Origin of the sequence: Kosakonia sp. LAM2021 (genome assembly GCF_016620385.1) — a bacterium.
GTDB lineage: Bacteria > Pseudomonadota > Gammaproteobacteria > Enterobacterales > Enterobacteriaceae > Kosakonia > Kosakonia sacchari.
Map to the genome: position 1 here is coordinate 92,304 of NZ_JAENHT010000008.1, position 17,274 is coordinate 109,577.

The following is a 17,274-nucleotide window of genomic DNA, read 5'->3' on the forward strand; positions in this document are numbered from 1 at the left end:
TGTCCATCTCTGCGGCCTGATCCTGCTACGCAAACAAAAATTTACAGGCGAATACTTCATGCCATATCTCAAAGGGAGAACCGGCAATGGACAACAACAAACTGTCTGTTAAAGAAAAGATTGGCTATGGCATGGGCGACGCCGGATGCAACATCATCTTTGGCGCTATCATGCTGTTTGTTAACTATTTCTATACTGATATCTTCGGCCTCGCACCTGCGCTGGTCGGGGTATTACTGCTGTCGATTCGCGTGATTGATGCGGTGACCGACCCGCTGATGGGGGCGCTCGCTGACCGGACACAAAGCAAATATGGTCGTTTTCGCCCGTGGCTATTGTGGATAGCCGTACCTTACGCCGTCTTCAGCGTGCTGATGTTTACCACGCCGGAATGGACGTATAACAGCAAAGTTATCTATGCCTTTATCACCTATTTCTTGTTGTCGCTGACCTATACCGCGATCAATATCCCCTACTGCTCGCTGGGCGGTGTGATCACCAACGATCCGAAAGAGCGTGTCGCCTGCCAGTCGTATCGCTTTGTGATGGTCGGTATTGCAACCCTGCTGCTGTCGCTCACGCTGCTGCCGATGGCCGAGTGGTTCGGCGGTGCGGATAAAGCCAAAGGCTATCAGATGGCGATGACGGTGCTGGCGTTTATCGGCATGTGTATGTTCCTGTTCTGTTTTGCTACCGTACGCGAACGTATCCGCCCGGCGGTGCCAACCAATGATGATCTGAAGAAAGACTTCAAAGATGTGTGGAAAAACGATCAGTGGGTACGCATTCTGCTGCTGACGCTCTGCAACGTTTGCCCGGGTTTTATCCGCATGGCGGCCACCATGTATTACGTTACCTGGGTGATGGGGGAAAGCACCCATTTCGCGACGATGTTTATCAGCCTTGGCGTTGTCGGCATGATGCTCGGCAGTATGCTGGCAAAAGTGCTGACCGACCGCTGGTGTAAGCTGAAAGTGTTCTTCTGGACCAATATCGTGCTGGCGTTCTTCTCCTGCGCCTTTTACTTCTTTGACCCGCACGCCACGGTGCTGATTGTGGTGCTCTACTTCCTGCTGAACATTCTGCATCAGATCCCTTCCCCGCTGCACTGGTCGTTGATGGCCGATGTTGATGATTACGGCGAGTGGAAAACCGGCAAACGCATTACCGGTATTAGTTTCTCTGGCAACCTGTTCTTCCTGAAAGTGGGGCTGGCAGTTGCCGGGGCGATGGTCGGTTTCCTGCTCTCCTGGTACGGCTATGACGCAGGCGCCAAACAGCAAAGCGCCAGCGCCATTAACGGCATCATGCTGCTGTTTACCATTATTCCAGGCGTGGGATATCTGATCACCGCAGGCGTGGTGCGCTTGCTGAAAGTCGACCGTGAACTGATGAAACAGATCCAGGCGGATCTGGAAAAACGCCGTATCAACTACCATGAACTGACCGAAAATCAGCACCTACCGGCGGGCGATAACGTAAGGAATGCATAATGAACAACTGGCCGAACCCGTTTATTGAACAGCGCGCCGACCCGTTTATCCTGCACCATCAGGGCGAGTACTACTTCGTTGCCTCGGTGCCAGAATATGACCGGCTGGAGATCCGCCGCGCCAGTACGCTGGAAGGCCTGCGGGGAGCCGAGGGCGTGGTAGTCTGGCGCAAACCGCAAAGCGGCCCGATGAGCGAACTCATCTGGGCACCGGAACTGCACCACATTGATGGCAAATGGTATCTGTACTTTGCCGCGACCTGGACCAAGGCGCTGGATGCGCTGAATATGTTCCAGCACCGCATGTTTGTGCTGGAGTGTGCCGATACCGATCCGCTCAGCGGTCGCTGGGTCGAAAAAGGCCAGGTAACAACCCCTTTCGATACGTTTGCACTCGATGCCACCACGTTCGAACACCAGGGGAAACGCTGGTATCTGTGGGCGCAAAAAGCGCCGGATATTGCCGGTAACTCCAACCTCTACCTGGCGGAAATGGAAAATCCGTGGACGCTGAAAGGCGAACCGGTAATGTTAAGCAAACCAGAGTTTGACTGGGAGCGTCGTGGTTTTCTGGTCAATGAAGGCCCGGCGGTATTGTTCCACGGCGATAAACTCTTTGTGAGTTATTCCGCCAGCGCCACCGACGAAAACTACTGTATGGGCTTGTTGTGGATTGATATCAACGCCAACCCGCAGGATGTGGCGAACTGGCATAAATCGCCGCAGCCGGTGTTTAAAACCAGTTATGAAAACCGCCAGTACGGCCCGGGGCACAACAGTTTTACGCAAACGCCGGAAGGGGAAGATGTGCTGGTCTACCACGCACGGAACTACACCGAAATTGAAGGCGATCCGCTTTACGATCCCAATCGCCATACCCGCCTGAAAACAATCCGCTGGCAAGAAAACGGGATGCCCGATTTCGGCATCCCGGCGGCAGATAATCAGTGATACTGCGGCACGCGGTTAAATCAGCGTGCCGTAAATCGTTAACAGCGCCACCACGACCACCAGCACCAGCGACGTTTTCTTCGCCATTGAGACAGCGGCTTTCGGCGTTTCGACTTTATCGGTGTGCGGCTCGCGCGCCAGCGAAAACTGCGCAAGACGCGTCAGCACCTGGTATTGCGAAGTATAGCGATCGCCCAACGACGCAAACCAGGCCGGCAGCGCTTTTTCACCGTGCCCGACCAGCGCATAGACCACACCCGCCAGGCGCACCGGCACCCAATCCAGCAGATGCAAAATCGCATCAATGCCCGACTGTTGACGCTCGTTTGGCGTTTTGTATCGCGCCAGCCAGTATTGCCACGCACGCAGTGACGCATAACCGACCAGCAACACAGGCCCCCACGACGCACCGACGATAAACCAGAATATTGGCGCGAGATAAAAACGGAAGTTGATCCATACCAGCGCGTTCTGCAACTCACGTAGAAACTCGCGCTCATCGCAGCCAGGCGGCACACCGTGGATCAGCGTCAGCTCATTGGCCATTGCCGTGTGGGCATGCGCGTCATTGCGCGCCGCCGCTTTCAGATAGGCGTGATAATGCAGCCGCACTTTACCCGCACCGATACACAACACGCCGAGCAAAATCCACACCACCAGCAGCGGCACATTGAAAAACAGCCCATACAATGCACGCAAAATCAGGAAGGTAACCAGCATCGCCATCGCGGTCATCAGCAACGTTCTGAACATGGAGTAGTGTTTTACCCGCCGGAACAGCACTTCCATCCGATGATCCAGTTGCCAGTGCTCGCCCAGTTTAAACAGCCGTTCTGCTGCTAATACCAGCAACAGAGTGAATAACGTCATGGCATCTCCTTTTCTGACATACCGGCAACCAACGCACGGAATCTTGCCCAATCAAAAGCCGGCCCGGGATCGGTCTTGCGTTCGGGGGCGATATCGCTATGCCCGGTCATATTGTCGGCAATTGACGGGTAAAGCTCAATCACCGTTCGTGTCACTGCCGCCAGTTGGCGGTATTGCGCATCGGTATAAGGCAGATGATCGGTGCCTTCGAGCTCGATACCAATGGAAAAGTCGTTACAGCGTTCCCGCCCATGATACGAAGAGATGCCCGCATGCCAGGCGCGCTTATCGAAAGGCACATACTGCACAATTTCGCCGTCGCGGCGAATCAGGCAGTGCGCGGAAACACGCAGATGAACAATCTCTTCAAAGAAGGGATCGGCGCTGGCATCCAGCGTGCCGGTGAACAGCGCGTCTATCCATGGGCCGCCAAATTTGCCGGGTGGCAAGCTAATATTATGTACCACCAGCAATGAAGGCTGTTCATCGTCCGGGCGGCAATCAAAATGGGGAGACGGCACATGCCGCGCCTCGACCAGCCAGCCCTTGCGTAACTGCATAAGGAACTCCTTATAGAGGATGGTGCTGAAACACGCTTCAGAGTAGCATGTTTGCACTGTGTCCCGTAATGGCGTTGCCAGCAGGACATCACCTAACTTTGTGATTCGTTACCCTTTTTGGAGTTTACCATGCCGCCTCGCCGCTATAACCCCGATCACCGACGTGACGCGCTGCTCGAACGCATCGAGCTGGATATCCCCGCCGCAGTTGCTCAGGCGCTGCGTGAAGACCTGGGTGGAGAAGTCGATGCAAATAACGACATTACCGCGCAATTGTTACCGCCAGAGAACCGCTCTCAGGCGGTGATCATCACCCGTGAAGACGGCGTATTCTGTGGCAAGCGTTGGGTTGAAGAGGTCTTTATTCAACTGGCGGGCGATGACGTCACTATCACCTGGCATGTCGCGGATGGTGATACGATTCGCGCCGACCAGCCGCTATTTGAGCTTGAAGGCCCTTCGCGCGTGTTGTTGACCGGCGAACGTACCGCGCTCAATTTTGTCCAGACACTTTCCGGTGTCGCCAGCGAAGTGCGCCGCTATGTGGATCTACTCAGCGGTACCAAAACACAACTACTGGATACCCGCAAAACACTGCCGGGGCTGCGCACTGCGCTGAAATACGCGGTACTGTGCGGCGGCGGCGCGAACCACCGGCTTGGCCTTTCCGATGCATTTCTGATCAAAGAGAACCATATTATCGCTGCGGGTTCTGTACGTAAGGCCGTTGAACAAGCCTTCTGGATGCATCCGGATGTGCCGGTTGAAGTCGAGGTGGAATCGCTGGAAGAGCTGGATGACGCCCTGAAAGCCGGCGCGGATATCATCATGCTGGATAACTTCGCCACCGAACAAATGCGTGAAGCCGTGAAGCGCACCCACGGCCAGGCACGGCTGGAAGTTTCCGGCAACGTGACGCAGGAAACCCTGCGCGAATACGCCGAAACCGGGGTTGATTACATCTCGGTCGGTGCGCTCACCAAACATGTTCGTGCGCTCGACCTGTCAATGCGCTTTCGCTAGTCCTCGCTCTTGAACGGGCCGCTGGCCCGTTTTTTTTGCGCGTTATCTCGCACCTTTTTTGTTGTGAACTGCAATTTCATCAACAACGCTGGAAGCCTCTTTCCCACTCTTATTTTTACTGCTCGCCTGCCAGTCCGGGGGCTGACAGAGTAGCGGCTCAAAACAAGGAGCCGTTTATGAACAGACAGCAAGGATTCACCTTAATTGAGCTAATGGTGGTTATCGGCATCATTGCGATTTTGAGCGCTATCGGTATTCCCGCCTACCAAAGCTACCTGCGTAAAGCCGCACTAACCGACATGCTGCAAGCCTATGTTCCCTATCGCACCGCAATCGAGTTATGCGCGCTTGAGCGCGGTGGCTTAGAAACCTGCGATGCCAGTAGTAATGGCATTCCTGCCCCGACAACCACGCGATATGTTTCTGCCATGAGCGTTGCAAAAGGTATCGTCACGCTGACCGGGCAAGAAAGCCTGAACGGGCTTAGCGTGGTCATGACACCACAGTGGAACAGTGCAGAAGGCATGCAGGGTTGGACGCGCACGTGTAACACGCAAGCGGATAGCGCCTTGCAGCAGGCTTGCGAAGATGTTTTCCGTACCGGACGCTAAGGAGCAGCAATGAAAGAGGACAAACTTATCGCGCTCTGCCAGCGCCACAATGCGGTTGTGCTCAATAACGAAATCGATGTGCTCACTATTGCCGTCGTGGATAGCCCCAGCACAGAGTTGATGGAATCCCTGCAATTCGCGGTGCAAAAACGCATCGATATCCGCTGCTGGACACCAGAACAGATGGATAAGCACCAGCAGGTAACCGCGCAGCCCCCAGTACCGGTAATACAAGAACCCACAGAAGAGAGCGGCTCTGCGGTAGAAATTTTAAACTACACGCTGCAACAGGCACTGATGCTGCGAGCCTCCGACATTCATTTTGAACCCGGCGAAACCCAGTATGTTATTCGCCTGCGTGTCGACGGGGTACTGCATGCTATGTCGCCGCTCCCCGGCTCACTTGCCAGCACCCTGACGGCAAGGCTAAAAGTGCTCGGTAATCTTGATATTGCCGAACGACGGCTTCCGCAGGATGGACAGTTCAATGTCGAGTTGTCGGGGCAGTCCGTTTCGTTTCGTATCGCAACCCTGCCCTGTCGCCACGGCGAAAAAGTCGTCTTACGGCTTTTGCACCAGGTTAACCAGGCGCTGGAGATCGCCGCCCTTGGTATGACAGAAGCGCAACTGGCGCTTTTTAATAACGCGCTGGCGCAACCACAGGGGCTGTTGCTGGTCACCGGACCGACCGGCAGTGGTAAAACAGTGACGCTATACAGCGCACTTCAGGCGCGTAACAAGCAGGAAGTTAACATTTGTAGCGTTGAAGATCCGGTCGAGATCCCACTGAACGGTTTGAATCAGACGCAGATAAACCCGCGTGCCGGGTTGACCTTTCAAAACGTACTGCGCGCCTTACTGCGCCAGGATCCCGATATCATCATGGTCGGTGAAATCCGCGATGGCGAAACGGCGGAAATCGCCATTAAAGCCGCACAAACCGGCCACCTGGTGCTGTCGACATTACACACCAACTCCACCAGCGAAACGCTGGTGCGCATCCAGCAAATGGGGGTTGCACGCTGGATGATCTCCTCCGCCTTATCGCTGGTTGTCGCACAGCGGCTGGTGAGAAAGCTGTGCCCGCATTGCCGAAAACTGGGAGTGGAAAACAACCATTTGCCCGGCAATCTGTGGCCGCGTCCGCTGCCTCGCTGGCGCGCCGAAGGTTGTGAACAGTGCTACCACGGTTTCTATGGACGCGTCGCGTTATTCGAAGTGCTCGCCATTACCCCGGACGTTCGCCAGGCCATCGCCAGCGATCTCAGCGCAGATGAGATTGAACAGCGAGCACGCGCAGGTGGGATGACCACGCTTTTTCAGCATGGCTGCCTCGCCGTTGAACAAGGGCTGACCACGTTCGAGGAACTGGTGCGTATATTGGGTTTCCCGGATGGCAAGTAAACAACTCTGGCAATGGTCCGGGCTTGAGAAAAGCGGTGAACTGCAAAGCGGCCTGTTCTGGAGCGAAAGCCGCACCAGCACGCTATTGCTGTTGTACCGACAGCAAATCCATCCGCTTGCGATAAAACGCTGCGTCATACGGCGTGCACTCTGGAAGCCGGACCACAGCAGCCAGTTACTTCATCAACTGGCAACCTTACTGCGGGCAGGACTAACGTTGCCGGAAGGGTTACAACTTCTGGCTGAACAGCATCCTGCAAAGCAATGGCGCGCATTGTTACATCACCTGGCACAGGCGCTGGAACAGGGTGAAACCTTCTCCGCTGCGCTGCGCCAATGGCCGGAGGTGTTTCCACCGCTTTGGCTGGCGATGATTCGCACCGGGGAATTAACCGGCAAGCTGGATGAGTGCTGCTTTAAATTCGCCAGTCAGCAAAAAGCGCAACGAGAGCTAACGCTTAAGGTGAAAAAAGCGCTGCGCTATCCGTTAATCATCCTCGCACTGACTGCCGCCGTGGTGCTGGCAATGATCTATCTGGTACTGCCGGAATTTACGGCCGTTTACCGGACATTCAATACTCCGCTGCCGATGCTGACGCGAGGCGTCATTGCGGGTGCTGCGATCATGCAGCAAGCGGCTCTGCCCTTAATGGTTTGCGCGTTATTAACAAGCGGTGCTTTACGGATGCTGCGCAACCATACAGGCTGGCAACGCCATCGACAGCGGTTACTTCTGGCATGCCCAATCATTGGCCCGCTGATTCGTGGACAGCGCCTGAGCCAGATATTTACCGTCCTGGCGCTAACGCAGCGTGCGGGGATCGCGTTTTTGCAAGGGCTGGAGAGCGTACGGGAAACCGTCTCCTGCCCTTACTGGCAGGCGGTGCTGCAACGCGCGCATCAGGAAATTACCCAGGGTGCGGCGATTTCGGTGGCGTTACAACAGAGCGGTGAATTCCCGCCGTTGTGTATTCAACTCGTTCGCACAGGGGAAGTTTCTGGCGCGCTGGATAGTATGCTGGAGAATCTGGCGCAACATCATAGCGAGCAAACCCAGCGTCAGGCTGATGGTCTGGCAGCAGTACTGGAACCGCTATTACTGGTGGTGACAGGGCTGATTATCGGGGTATTAGTTGTGGCAATGTATTTGCCCATCTTTCATCTGGGAGATGCGATGAGTGGTGGCGGATAATGCAGGCGCAACGTTGTGCGCCTGCAAAACTATCAGAGGCTATTGAAAACGCGGTTTTCCTGCTCCTGAACGCGGATAAAGGTGGTTCGTTTGGTCAGCTCTTTCAGGCGAGAAGCACCAACATAAGTACAGGCAGAACGCAAACCGCCGAGGATATCGCGAGCGGTATTTTCCACCGGGCCACGCAGCGTCAGCTTCACGGTTTTGCCTTCCGCCGCACGGTAACCGGCAACACCACCAACGTGGCGATTCATGGCGGATTCGGAGCTCATGCCATAGAAAAGCATGAATTTCTCACCGTTTTCTTCAACAATGGTGCCACCGCTCTCTTCATGGCCCGCCAGCATACCGCCGAGCATGACGAAATCCGCGCCGCCGCCGAAAGCTTTCGCCACATCGCCAGGCACGGTACAGCCGCCATCACTGACAATCTGGCCGCCGAGGCCGTGAGCCGCGTCGGCACACTCGATCACCGCAGACAACTGAGGGTAACCAACGCCAGTTTTCACACGTGTGGTACATACGGAACCCGGGCCGATACCCACTTTCACGATGTCGGCGCCGGAAAGAATGAGTTCCTCACACATTTCACCCGTTACGACGTTACCGGCACAGATGGTTTTATTCGGCCAGGCTTCACGCGCTTTCGCAACGAATTGCACAAAATGTTCTGAGTAACCGTTCGCCACATCGATGCATACAAAATTCAGATCTGCATGTAACGCGAGGATCTGTTTGGTTTTTTCGAAATCAGCATCGGATGTACCAGTAGAAACCATCACATGACGCAGCACATCTGCAGACTCACGCTGAACAAAGGCTTTCCAGTCTTCAACAGAGTAGTGTTTGTGTACAGCGGTAAGAATATCGAAGGTCGCCAACGCTTTCGCCATCGCGAACGTGCCAACGGTATCCATATTGGCAGCGATAACGGGTACGCCGGACCAGTTCATCCCGGAATGTTTAAATGTGAATTTGCGTTCCAGTTCGACATCGGAACGGCTTTTGAGGGTAGAACGTTTAGGGCGGATAAGAACGTCTTTAAAACCTAATTTCAGATCTTCTTCAATACGCATGTGTGCAGATTCCTGGGGTTAATGGCGACATGACAAACTCACAACTCCAGTGACGCTATCATACGCGCTAATAAGGGTCGCGCAAGACTGCGAAATTCTCTTTTTTTACGCTACAATCCTATAAATTTACCTGGTGAACAGGCAAGTTTGGGTTAATTGATTTCATTGTCGCTTGCTTTAATCACAACTAACTGAATAACTTAATAATTATATTAGCACTTTTGCGTTTTTCCCTTACCAGAGACGGCAAAATATCGTTACGAAAGCAGGGAAAAAAGCGCATAGTGATCAATGGCAGGCTATTTTAGGACTCAGTGTTATGGGGTATACGGTCGCGTTAACTGGCGGCATCGGCAGCGGTAAAAGCACCGTGGCAAATGCCTTCGCTGCATTGGGTGTTAATGTTATCGACGCGGATATTATTGCACGACAGGTTGTGGAGCCCGGAAGCGAAGCATTACGCGCCATTGTCGGGCATTTCGGCGCTGAAATGCTTCTCAAGGACGGCTCACTGAATCGTCGTTTGTTGCGCGAACATATTTTTGCATCTCCAGCCGATAAAGACTGGTTAAATGGTTTGCTCCACCCGCTTATTCAAAAACTGACCCAACGCCAGATTGCGCAAGCGACGTCACCTTATGTACTGTGGGTTGTTCCGTTGCTGGTGGAAAACCAGCTTTATGATAAAGCCGATCGCGTTTTAGTCATTGACGTCCCGGTTGAGACACAGATTTCACGCACCATGCAGCGTGATGGCGTCAGCCGCGAACATGCAGAAAAAATTCTCGCGGCCCAGGCCTCACGTGAAGCGCGACTTGCCATCGCGGATGATGTTATTGACAATAATGGCGCACCAGATGCGATAGCATCGGATGTTGCCCGCCTGCATGCAGCCTATCTACACTATGCTTCGCAGGCCGTATCACAGGAAAAACCGTAATGCACACCCACATCCTTTTTGAACATCCGCTTAACGAAAAGATGCGTACCTGGCTGCGCGTTGAGTTTTTACTGCAACAACTTTCGGTTCATTTACCGGTGAGCGATCACGCTGGCGCGCTGCATTTTTTCCGCAACGTAGGTGAATTGCTGGATGTGTTTGAGCGGGGCGATACCCGCACTGAATTACTGAAAGAACTGGAGCGCCAGCAGCGTAAACTGCGCGCCTGGAGCGAAGTACCCGGTGTTGATCTTAATCGTATTGAGGTTATCCGCCAACAGTTGAAAGAGAGCGGCGCTGTGCTGATGACCGCGCCGCGCATCGGTCAGTTATTACGTGAAGATCGCCTGATTGGACTGGTGCGCCAGCGCCTGAGCATCCCCGGCGGATGTTGTAGTTTCGATTTACCCACCTTGCATATGTGGCTGCATTTACCGCAAGAACAGCGAGATGCGCAAATCGAATTATGGCTTGCGAGTCTTGAGCCACTGCGCGCAACGTTGTCTCTGATCCTCGACCTTATTCGCAATGCTGCACCATTTCGTCGCCAGACCAGCCTGAATGGTTTTTACCAGGACAATGGCGAAGATGCCGATTTGTTGCGCCTGCAGTTGCCTTTGAAAGAACGTTTATATCCACAAATTTCCGGCCATAAGAGCCGCTTTGCTATTCGTTTTATGCCCCTCGACAGCGAAAACGGCCTGGTACCGGAGCGGCTGGATTTTGAACTGGCCTGCTGTTAAGGAGTTCCGTAATGACTGAAGCTACGATGGTTAACTGCCCAACCTGCGGCAAATCTGTGGTCTGGGGTGAAGAAAGCCCGTTTCGCCCCTTCTGCTCCAAACGCTGCCAGCTTATTGACTTAGGCGAATGGGCAGCAGAAGAGAAGCGTATTCCAAGTTCAGGCGATCTCTCCGACAGCGATGACTGGAGTGAAGAACAGCCGTAATCGCCAACGAACCTGCTGGCGCGTTGCTTAGCGCTGCGCCAGCCGGGTTATAACGGGTTCATTCGCCGGCGGGAAATCTTCCGCATTCAGCTTATCCTGCGCTATCCACTCGCCTGGCTGCCCCTCTTTACCCCAGGGCTGCCCTTCCCAGCGCTCGACCAGCCAAAACCACAACGTGATATGGCGATCCGGGAACTGATATTCCAGCTTATCAAACAGTACCGCTTCAACAGGCGTTATCCCTACTTCTTCCTGTAATTCGCGGATCATGGCTTGCTCCGGTGTTTCACCGGCTTCAATCTTTCCGCCCGGGAATTCCAGTTTATTTGCCATATGCGCATCGGCGGCTCGGCGGGTAATAAAAATCTCTCCTTGTGGATTACGGATGATCCCTACGGCGATGTTGAGTATTTTCATTCTGCAGATCCCATAAAAAAGGCGCAGATATCTGCGCCTTAGTAATTATTATCAACGGGTTATGCCAGACGCCCGTGGCACTGTTTGTATTTTTTACCAGAACCACATGGGCATGGATCATTGCGCCCAACTTTGCGTTCGCCAGTTTGCGCGGCAAGTTCTGCCGCAGCGGCGGATTCGTCATCCTGGTGGCTCAGTTGCTGCATCTGCGCCAGACGTTCAGCTTCCTGACGGCGCTGCTGCTCCATCTCTTCCACTTCTTCCGGCATACGCACCTGAACCTTACTCAGCGTGCTGATGACTTCGTATTTCAGCGACTCCAGCATTGCAGCAAACATGGCGAAAGATTCACGCTTATATTCCTGCTTCGGATCTTTTTGCGCATAACCACGCAGGTGGATACCCTGACGCAGATAATCCATCGCTGCCAGGTGCTCTTTCCACAGAGAATCGAGCGTTTGCAGCATTACGCCTTTTTCGAAGTGACGCATCATCTCCGCGCCAACAACTTCCTCTTTGCGCTGATAGGTTTCTACCGCACTTTGCAGAATACGTTCACGCAACGTTTCTTCATGCAGATCTGGCTCTTTATCCAGCCATTCTGCGATCGGCAGGTCGAGGTCGAAGTCGTTTTTCAGGCGTTCCTGCAGACCAGGGACATCCCACATCTCTTCCAGCGACTGCGGTGGAATATGGCCGTCAATAGTAGCTTTAAAGACATCTTCACGGATGCTGGTAATCGTTTCGCTGACGTCAGACACATCCAGCAATTCGTTACGCTGGGTGTAAATCGCGCGACGCTGATCGTTGGCCACATCATCGTATTCCAGCAGTTGCTTACGAATATCAAAGTTGCGGCTTTCCACTTTACGCTGTGCGTTGGCAATAGCTTTGGTGACCCATGGATGTTCAATCGCTTCGCCCGGTTTCATCCCCAGCTTACGCATCATGCCGGAAACGCGGTCGGAGGCGAAAATACGCATCAGCGCATCTTCCATGGAGAGGTAGAAACGGGAGGAACCCGCGTCGCCCTGACGACCGGAACGACCACGCAACTGGTTATCGATACGACGTGATTCATGACGCTCAGTACCGATAATATGCAGGCCGCCTGCCGCCAGTACTGCGTCGTGACGCACCTGCCAGTCGGCTTTCACTTTGGCGATCTGCTCAGGAGTTGGATCTTCGATCTCCGCCAGTTCAGCCTGCCAGCTCCCGCCCAGCACGATATCCGTACCACGACCGGCCATGTTCGTCGCAATGGTCACCGCACCGGTGTAACCCGCTTGCGCCACGATATCGGCTTCTTTGGCATGGAATTTGGCGTTCAGAACGTTGTGCTTGATGCCCGCTTTTGTCAGCTCATTAGACACAACTTCTGATTTTTCGATGGAGATAGTCCCCACCAGAACTGGCTGACCTTTAGCCGTACGCTCTTTGATGTCTTCGATAATCGCCTGAATTTTCTCCGCTTCGGTCATATAGACCAGATCCGGCATATCTTTACGGATCATCGGGCGGTTAGTCGGAACGACAACGGTATCCAGTTTATAGATTGAACTGAATTCGAACGCTTCGGTATCCGCAGTACCGGTCATCCCGGCAAGTTTTTCATACAGACGGAAATAGTTCTGGAAGGTAATGGAGGCCAGAGTCTGGTTTTCATTCTGGATTTCCACGCCTTCTTTGGCTTCAACGGCCTGGTGCAGACCATCGGACCAGCGACGTCCCTGCATGGTACGCCCGGTGTGTTCGTCAACGATGATGACTTCGCCATCTTTCACGATGTAGTCCACATCGCGGGTAAACAGCACGTGCGCACGCAGAGCGGCAGTGACGTGGTGCATCAGCATGATATTCGCTGGAGAGTAGAGCGACTCACCCTCTTCCATGATGCCTTCTTTCACCAGCAGTTCTTCAATCAGCACCAGACCACGTTCGGTTAGGGTAACCTGACGCGCTTTTTCGTCTACCGAGAAGTGACCTTCGCCCTGGAAAGTGTCAGAATCTTCTTTCTCCTGACGAATCAGGTGCGGAATGATTTTGTTCACTTTTTTATACAGATCGGAGCTGTCTTCCGCCGGACCAGAGATGATCAACGGAGTACGCGCTTCATCGATCAGAATGGAGTCGACCTCATCTACCAGCGCGTAGTGCAGTTTACGTTGCACGCGTTCTTCAGGGCTGAACGCCATGTTATCGCGCAGGTAATCGAAACCGTATTCGTTGTTTGTACCGTAAGTAATGTCAGCGGCATAGGCTTCGCGCTTAGCGACAGACGGCATGCCCGGCAGGTTGATACCAACGCTCAGGCCGAGGAATTCAAACAGTGGACGGTTATTTTCGGCGTCACGTTGCGCCAGATAGTCGTTCACCGTTACGACGTGCACGCCTTTACCGCTCAGGGCGTTCAGGTAGGCCGGCAATGTTGCGGTTAACGTTTTACCTTCACCGGTACGCATCTCTGCGATACAGCGATCGTTAAGAACCATACCGCCCAGCAGCTGTACGTCGAAATGGCGCATACCGAACACGCGTTTGCTCGCTTCTCGCACGACGGCGAATGCTTCTGGCAGCAGGCTATCTACGCTTTCGCCTTTTTCCAGACGCGCGCGAAACTCAGCAGTTTTACCTTTCAGCTCGTCATCGCTGAGCTGCTCCATGGCCGGTTCCATGGCGTTAATCTGGGCAACAGTCTTACGCATGCGACGCAGCGTACGATCGTTACGACTACCGAATACTTTAGTTAACAAATTGGTAAGCATAATAAAAATCTCAAGCGCCCCGTTTTACGGAGCTAAAAAAATGGATAAAAAGACTCGTTTTTTTAGCTGAGACGCTGAGGCCCGGCGCGGATACCTTGTACCTGGCTTATCCAGGTGGAAACGCGAAACGCGGTATGCGGTACGAAGGTGGCTTGGGCAGCAAGACGAACAATTGCTGGCGGCTTGCTTTCCTGCGTCAGCAGCGCGCTTAACGTGTCCAGCAAAGCAAGATGATGTGCCTGAATCGGCAGCGGCTCTTCCGTTGCCACCGGCAGCGCTTGCGGTGCCATAGCGAACGAAAGGTGACGAATAACGGTGCGAATGGCATGCTGGTGCCAATAGTCGACAGTGAAGTTCGGGCGGCGTTTCGCTTCCAGCAAGGCAAAACTGCTGAAATTGACCGCGCTGGCGTTATCGTGATTGCGGGTCGTTTCGCGTGCAGGCTGAGCTGTTTCTGTGTTACTGGCAAGCGCAGGTAAACCAAAACTCGCCGCGACCATCCCTAATAAGAGATGCGGCCAGAAATAGCGTCTGCCAAATTGTCGCCAGCGCGTCAGTATTCCGCTCACTTGCTCCACCCTAAAATAACGCATGTCTCAAAATGCGTCAGTGTATGTCGTTTTGCGCCCCAAATCTTACCACTAAAGCCACCACGCCACAGCAGTATTCGGGCGTTGCAAGGTTGAAAACTGGACAGGAAAGCAGCAGTCGCACTAGAAAAAGCGGGAAGATAGGTTTTGAATTGGATCCGCGCACTTGCGTTTTTGATGAAATGTACAAATAAAAACGACTGGTTTCCCTGACCGGAGAGAGTGCCAGGTTAACCAGTCGATTTTGAGGTTATGGCGTTACGCCAGAACCATTGACGGGGCTTTGAATGCCAGCGGCAGTTCTGCTTCGTCTTCGAAAGTCACATATTCCCAAGCTTCCTGTTTCGCCAGAACAGCCTGCAACAATTTATTATTCAACGCATGACCGGATTTATAAGCGGTAAATGCACCAATAATGTTGTGACCACACATGAACAGATCGCCAATTGCGTCCAGCATTTTGTGACGAACAAATTCATCTTCGAAACGCAGGCCGTCTTCGTTCAGTACGCGATAATCATCAACTACGATGGCACAATCGAAGCTACCGCCCAGGCACAGTCCACGAGACTGGAGGTATTCGATATCACGCATGAAACCGAAGGTACGCGCACGACTAATCTGGCGCATAAACGCGTCGGCAGAGAAGTTCATTGCGTAACGTTGCGTACTGGCATCAATCGCCGGGTGGTTAAAGTCGATGGTGAAGTCCAGTGTAAAACCGTTATGCGGTTTAAACTCAGCCCACTTGTCACCGTCTTCAACTCGCACCGTTTCTTTGATGCGAACAAATTTTTTGGCGCTGCTCAGCTCTTCGAGCCCCGCATCCAACAGCAGGTAAACGAATGGTGCTGCACTGCCATCCATAATCGGAATTTCAGGCGCGTCAACTTCAACAATAATGTTGTCGATGCCTAAGCCCGCCAGAGCAGCATTTAAGTGCTCAACGGTTGAAATCCGCACGTCATGCTCATTGACCAGACAAGTACAGAGCATTGTATCACGCACAGATTTAGCATCAGCCGGGAAGTCTACCGGTGGATTTAAGTCAGTGCGACGATAGATGACCCCGGTATTTGCCGGCGCAGGGCGCAACGTCAGTGTGACTTTCTTGCCGGTATGTAAACCGACACCAGTCGCCTGAACGATACGTTTAAGTGTCCTTTGTTTGATCATCGTATAATCTCGCCTAATTACCAATCCATCCAAATTGTATAACACAATTGGACGGCCAGTTTAGCACAAAGAGCGACGAAGCCCAACTTCCAGCAAATTCTTAATCTGCTTGCTTACGCAAAAACGCTGGAATATCCAGATAATCAGGCTCTTTAGTGGTCTGCGGCGTATTGTCGTTAACCACTTTCGCTGGTTTCTGCTCCTGCTGCATCGGCTGCATGCCGTGCTGCTGATAGCGATCCATTACCGGCTGCTGCGCTTGTTTATTGGTGACCAGGGTAATTTCCGGACGCTTGTCCATACCTATACCAGTCGCTACAACAGTAACACGCAGTTCGTCGTTCATATCCGGATCAAGGGAAGTACCGATAACCACGGTTGCGTTATCCGATGCAAACGCACGGATAGTGTTACCAACGGTCTCGAACTCATCCAGACGCAGGTCGAAGCCCGCCGTGATGTTAACCAGTACACCACGCGCACCAGACAGATCGATATCTTCCAGCAACGGGCTGGAAATGGCCATTTCGGCCGCTTCTTCCGCGCGATCTTCGCCGCTGGCAACGCCAGAGCCCATCATCGCGTAGCCCATTTCGGACATCACGGTGCGCACGTCAGCAAAGTCGACGTTCATCAGACCCGGACGGGTAATCAGTTCGGCAATACCCTGCACTGCGCCTTTCAGCACATCATTCGCCGCGCCAAATGCATCCAGCAGCGAAATACCACGACCCAGCACTTTCAGCAGCTTGTCATTAGGGATGGTGATCAGCGAGTCCACATGCTTGGACAGCTCAGTGATCCCCTGCTCCGCAAATGCCATACGCTTCTTGCCTTCAAAATTGAAAGGCTTAGTCACGACAGCAACGGTCAGGATACCCAGATCTTTTGCAACTTCAGCCACTACAGGTGCCGCACCGGTACCGGTACCGCCGCCCATACCCGCTGCGATAAAGACCATGTCAGCGCCTTCCAGCGCAGCGCGCAGCGCTTCACGATCCTCTTCCGCCGCGTTACGGCCAACTTCAGGGTTTGCTCCAGCGCCCAGACCTTTGGTGATACCGCCACCGATCTGAATGGTTTGCCCCACCGCTGTTTTACGCAACGCCTGAGCGTCGGTATTCACCGCGAAGAACTCAACCCCTTCAATGCGCTCGCGCACCATATGCTCTACGGCGTTACCGCCGCCGCCACCGACGCCGATGACTTTAATCACCGCGTCGTTGGTTAATTCCATCGGTTCAAACATAATCTCTCT

At 53.5% G+C, this 17,274-nt stretch carries 17 protein-coding genes; 9 read left to right on the forward strand and 8 right to left on the reverse strand.

Translation table 11 applies throughout. The features are described from left to right. Positions 1–86 precede the first annotated feature (86 nt). Positions 87–1,493 (forward strand): glycoside-pentoside-hexuronide (GPH):cation symporter, encoded by a 1,407-nt coding sequence (locus JKP81_RS16970; protein WP_200552643.1) that lies wholly within the window; start codon positions 87–89, stop codon positions 1,491–1,493. Then, positions 1,493–2,443 carry a family 43 glycosylhydrolase gene (locus JKP81_RS16975; protein ID WP_200552644.1) on the forward strand — a complete coding sequence of 317 codons (951 nt, stop codon included), beginning with the start codon at positions 1,493–1,495 and terminating at the stop codon, positions 2,441–2,443. Before JKP81_RS16970 ends, JKP81_RS16975 begins: the two co-directional genes overlap by 1 nt. A gap of 15 nt (positions 2,444–2,458) precedes the next feature. On the opposite strand, the gene ampE is transcribed toward JKP81_RS16975, so the two are convergent. Together ampE and ampD are read right to left on the reverse strand one after the other, a co-directional pair. Next, positions 2,459–3,313, reverse strand: a complete 855-nt coding sequence (ampE, locus tag JKP81_RS16980) for a beta-lactamase regulator AmpE (RefSeq protein WP_200552645.1) — start codon at positions 3,311–3,313, stop codon at positions 2,459–2,461. After that, on the reverse strand, positions 3,310–3,873 hold the full coding sequence (gene ampD / locus JKP81_RS16985; RefSeq protein ID WP_200552646.1) for a 1,6-anhydro-N-acetylmuramyl-L-alanine amidase AmpD: 564 nt from the start codon (positions 3,871–3,873) through the stop codon (positions 3,310–3,312). Before ampD ends, ampE begins: the two co-directional genes overlap by 4 nt. Positions 3,874–4,002: 129 nt before the next feature. Between ampD and nadC the strand changes: the two genes are divergently transcribed. The 4 genes from nadC to hofC all read left to right on the forward strand — a co-directional run bounded on the left by nadC (position 4,003) and on the right by hofC (position 8,103). Continuing rightward, positions 4,003–4,896, forward strand: a complete 894-nt coding sequence (gene nadC / locus JKP81_RS16990; protein ID WP_200552647.1) for a carboxylating nicotinate-nucleotide diphosphorylase — start codon at positions 4,003–4,005, stop codon at positions 4,894–4,896. Positions 4,897–5,072: 176 nt separating this feature from the next. Continuing rightward, a complete protein-coding gene (ppdD, locus tag JKP81_RS16995) occupies positions 5,073–5,507 on the forward strand; it encodes a prepilin peptidase-dependent pilin (protein WP_200552648.1) in 435 nt (144 codons plus the stop codon). Positions 5,508–5,516: 9 nt separating this feature from the next. Further along, positions 5,517–6,911, forward strand: a complete 1,395-nt coding sequence (gene gspE / locus JKP81_RS17000; RefSeq protein WP_200552649.1) for a type II secretion system protein GspE — start codon at positions 5,517–5,519, stop codon at positions 6,909–6,911. After that, complete coding sequence (hofC, locus tag JKP81_RS17005) at positions 6,901–8,103, forward strand: protein transport protein HofC (RefSeq protein ID WP_200552650.1); 1,203 nt, start codon at positions 6,901–6,903, stop codon at positions 8,101–8,103. The genes gspE and hofC overlap by 11 nt, the downstream gene beginning before the upstream one ends. Before the next feature lie 32 nt (positions 8,104–8,135). Here the strand turns inward: hofC and JKP81_RS17010 are convergent, their stop codons facing one another. After that, the gene (locus JKP81_RS17010; protein ID WP_200552651.1) at positions 8,136–9,179 is read right to left on the reverse strand and encodes a GMP reductase; all 1,044 of its coding nucleotides are present in this window, start codon (positions 9,177–9,179) and stop codon (positions 8,136–8,138) included. A gap of 319 nt (positions 9,180–9,498) precedes the next feature. On the opposite strand from JKP81_RS17010, the gene coaE reads away from it, so the two are divergent. Genes coaE through yacG form a run of 3 tightly spaced genes read left to right on the forward strand, consistent with a single transcriptional unit; the run spans position 9,499 to position 11,068 of the window. Beyond that, a complete protein-coding gene (coaE, locus tag JKP81_RS17015) occupies positions 9,499–10,119 on the forward strand; it encodes a dephospho-CoA kinase (protein ID WP_200552652.1) in 621 nt (206 codons plus the stop codon). Continuing rightward, the gene (gene zapD, locus JKP81_RS17020) at positions 10,119–10,862 is read left to right on the forward strand and encodes a cell division protein ZapD (protein WP_200552653.1); all 744 of its coding nucleotides are present in this window, start codon (positions 10,119–10,121) and stop codon (positions 10,860–10,862) included. The genes coaE and zapD overlap by 1 nt, the downstream gene beginning before the upstream one ends. Before the next feature lie 11 nt (positions 10,863–10,873). Further along, complete coding sequence (yacG, locus tag JKP81_RS17025) at positions 10,874–11,068, forward strand: DNA gyrase inhibitor YacG (protein WP_017457937.1); 195 nt, start codon at positions 10,874–10,876, stop codon at positions 11,066–11,068. A 27-nt stretch (positions 11,069–11,095) separates the two neighbouring features. On the opposite strand, the gene mutT is transcribed toward yacG, so the two are convergent. From mutT to ftsZ, 5 genes are all read right to left on the reverse strand, one after another. Then, a complete protein-coding gene (mutT, locus tag JKP81_RS17030) occupies positions 11,096–11,485 on the reverse strand; it encodes an 8-oxo-dGTP diphosphatase MutT (protein ID WP_020456554.1) in 390 nt (129 codons plus the stop codon). 59 nt (positions 11,486–11,544) lie between these two features. Next, the gene (gene secA, locus JKP81_RS17035; RefSeq protein WP_200552654.1) at positions 11,545–14,250 is read right to left on the reverse strand and encodes a preprotein translocase subunit SecA; all 2,706 of its coding nucleotides are present in this window, start codon (positions 14,248–14,250) and stop codon (positions 11,545–11,547) included. 62 nt (positions 14,251–14,312) lie between these two features. After that, the gene (secM, locus tag JKP81_RS17040) at positions 14,313–14,819 is read right to left on the reverse strand and encodes a secA translation cis-regulator SecM (RefSeq protein WP_200552655.1); all 507 of its coding nucleotides are present in this window, start codon (positions 14,817–14,819) and stop codon (positions 14,313–14,315) included. A gap of 279 nt (positions 14,820–15,098) precedes the next feature. After that, the gene (gene lpxC / locus JKP81_RS17045; protein WP_200552656.1) at positions 15,099–16,016 is read right to left on the reverse strand and encodes a UDP-3-O-acyl-N-acetylglucosamine deacetylase; all 918 of its coding nucleotides are present in this window, start codon (positions 16,014–16,016) and stop codon (positions 15,099–15,101) included. 100 nt (positions 16,017–16,116) lie between these two features. Next, positions 16,117–17,265, reverse strand: a complete 1,149-nt coding sequence (gene ftsZ, locus JKP81_RS17050; RefSeq protein WP_007373153.1) for a cell division protein FtsZ — start codon at positions 17,263–17,265, stop codon at positions 16,117–16,119. Between the last annotated feature and the right edge of the window lie 9 nt (positions 17,266–17,274).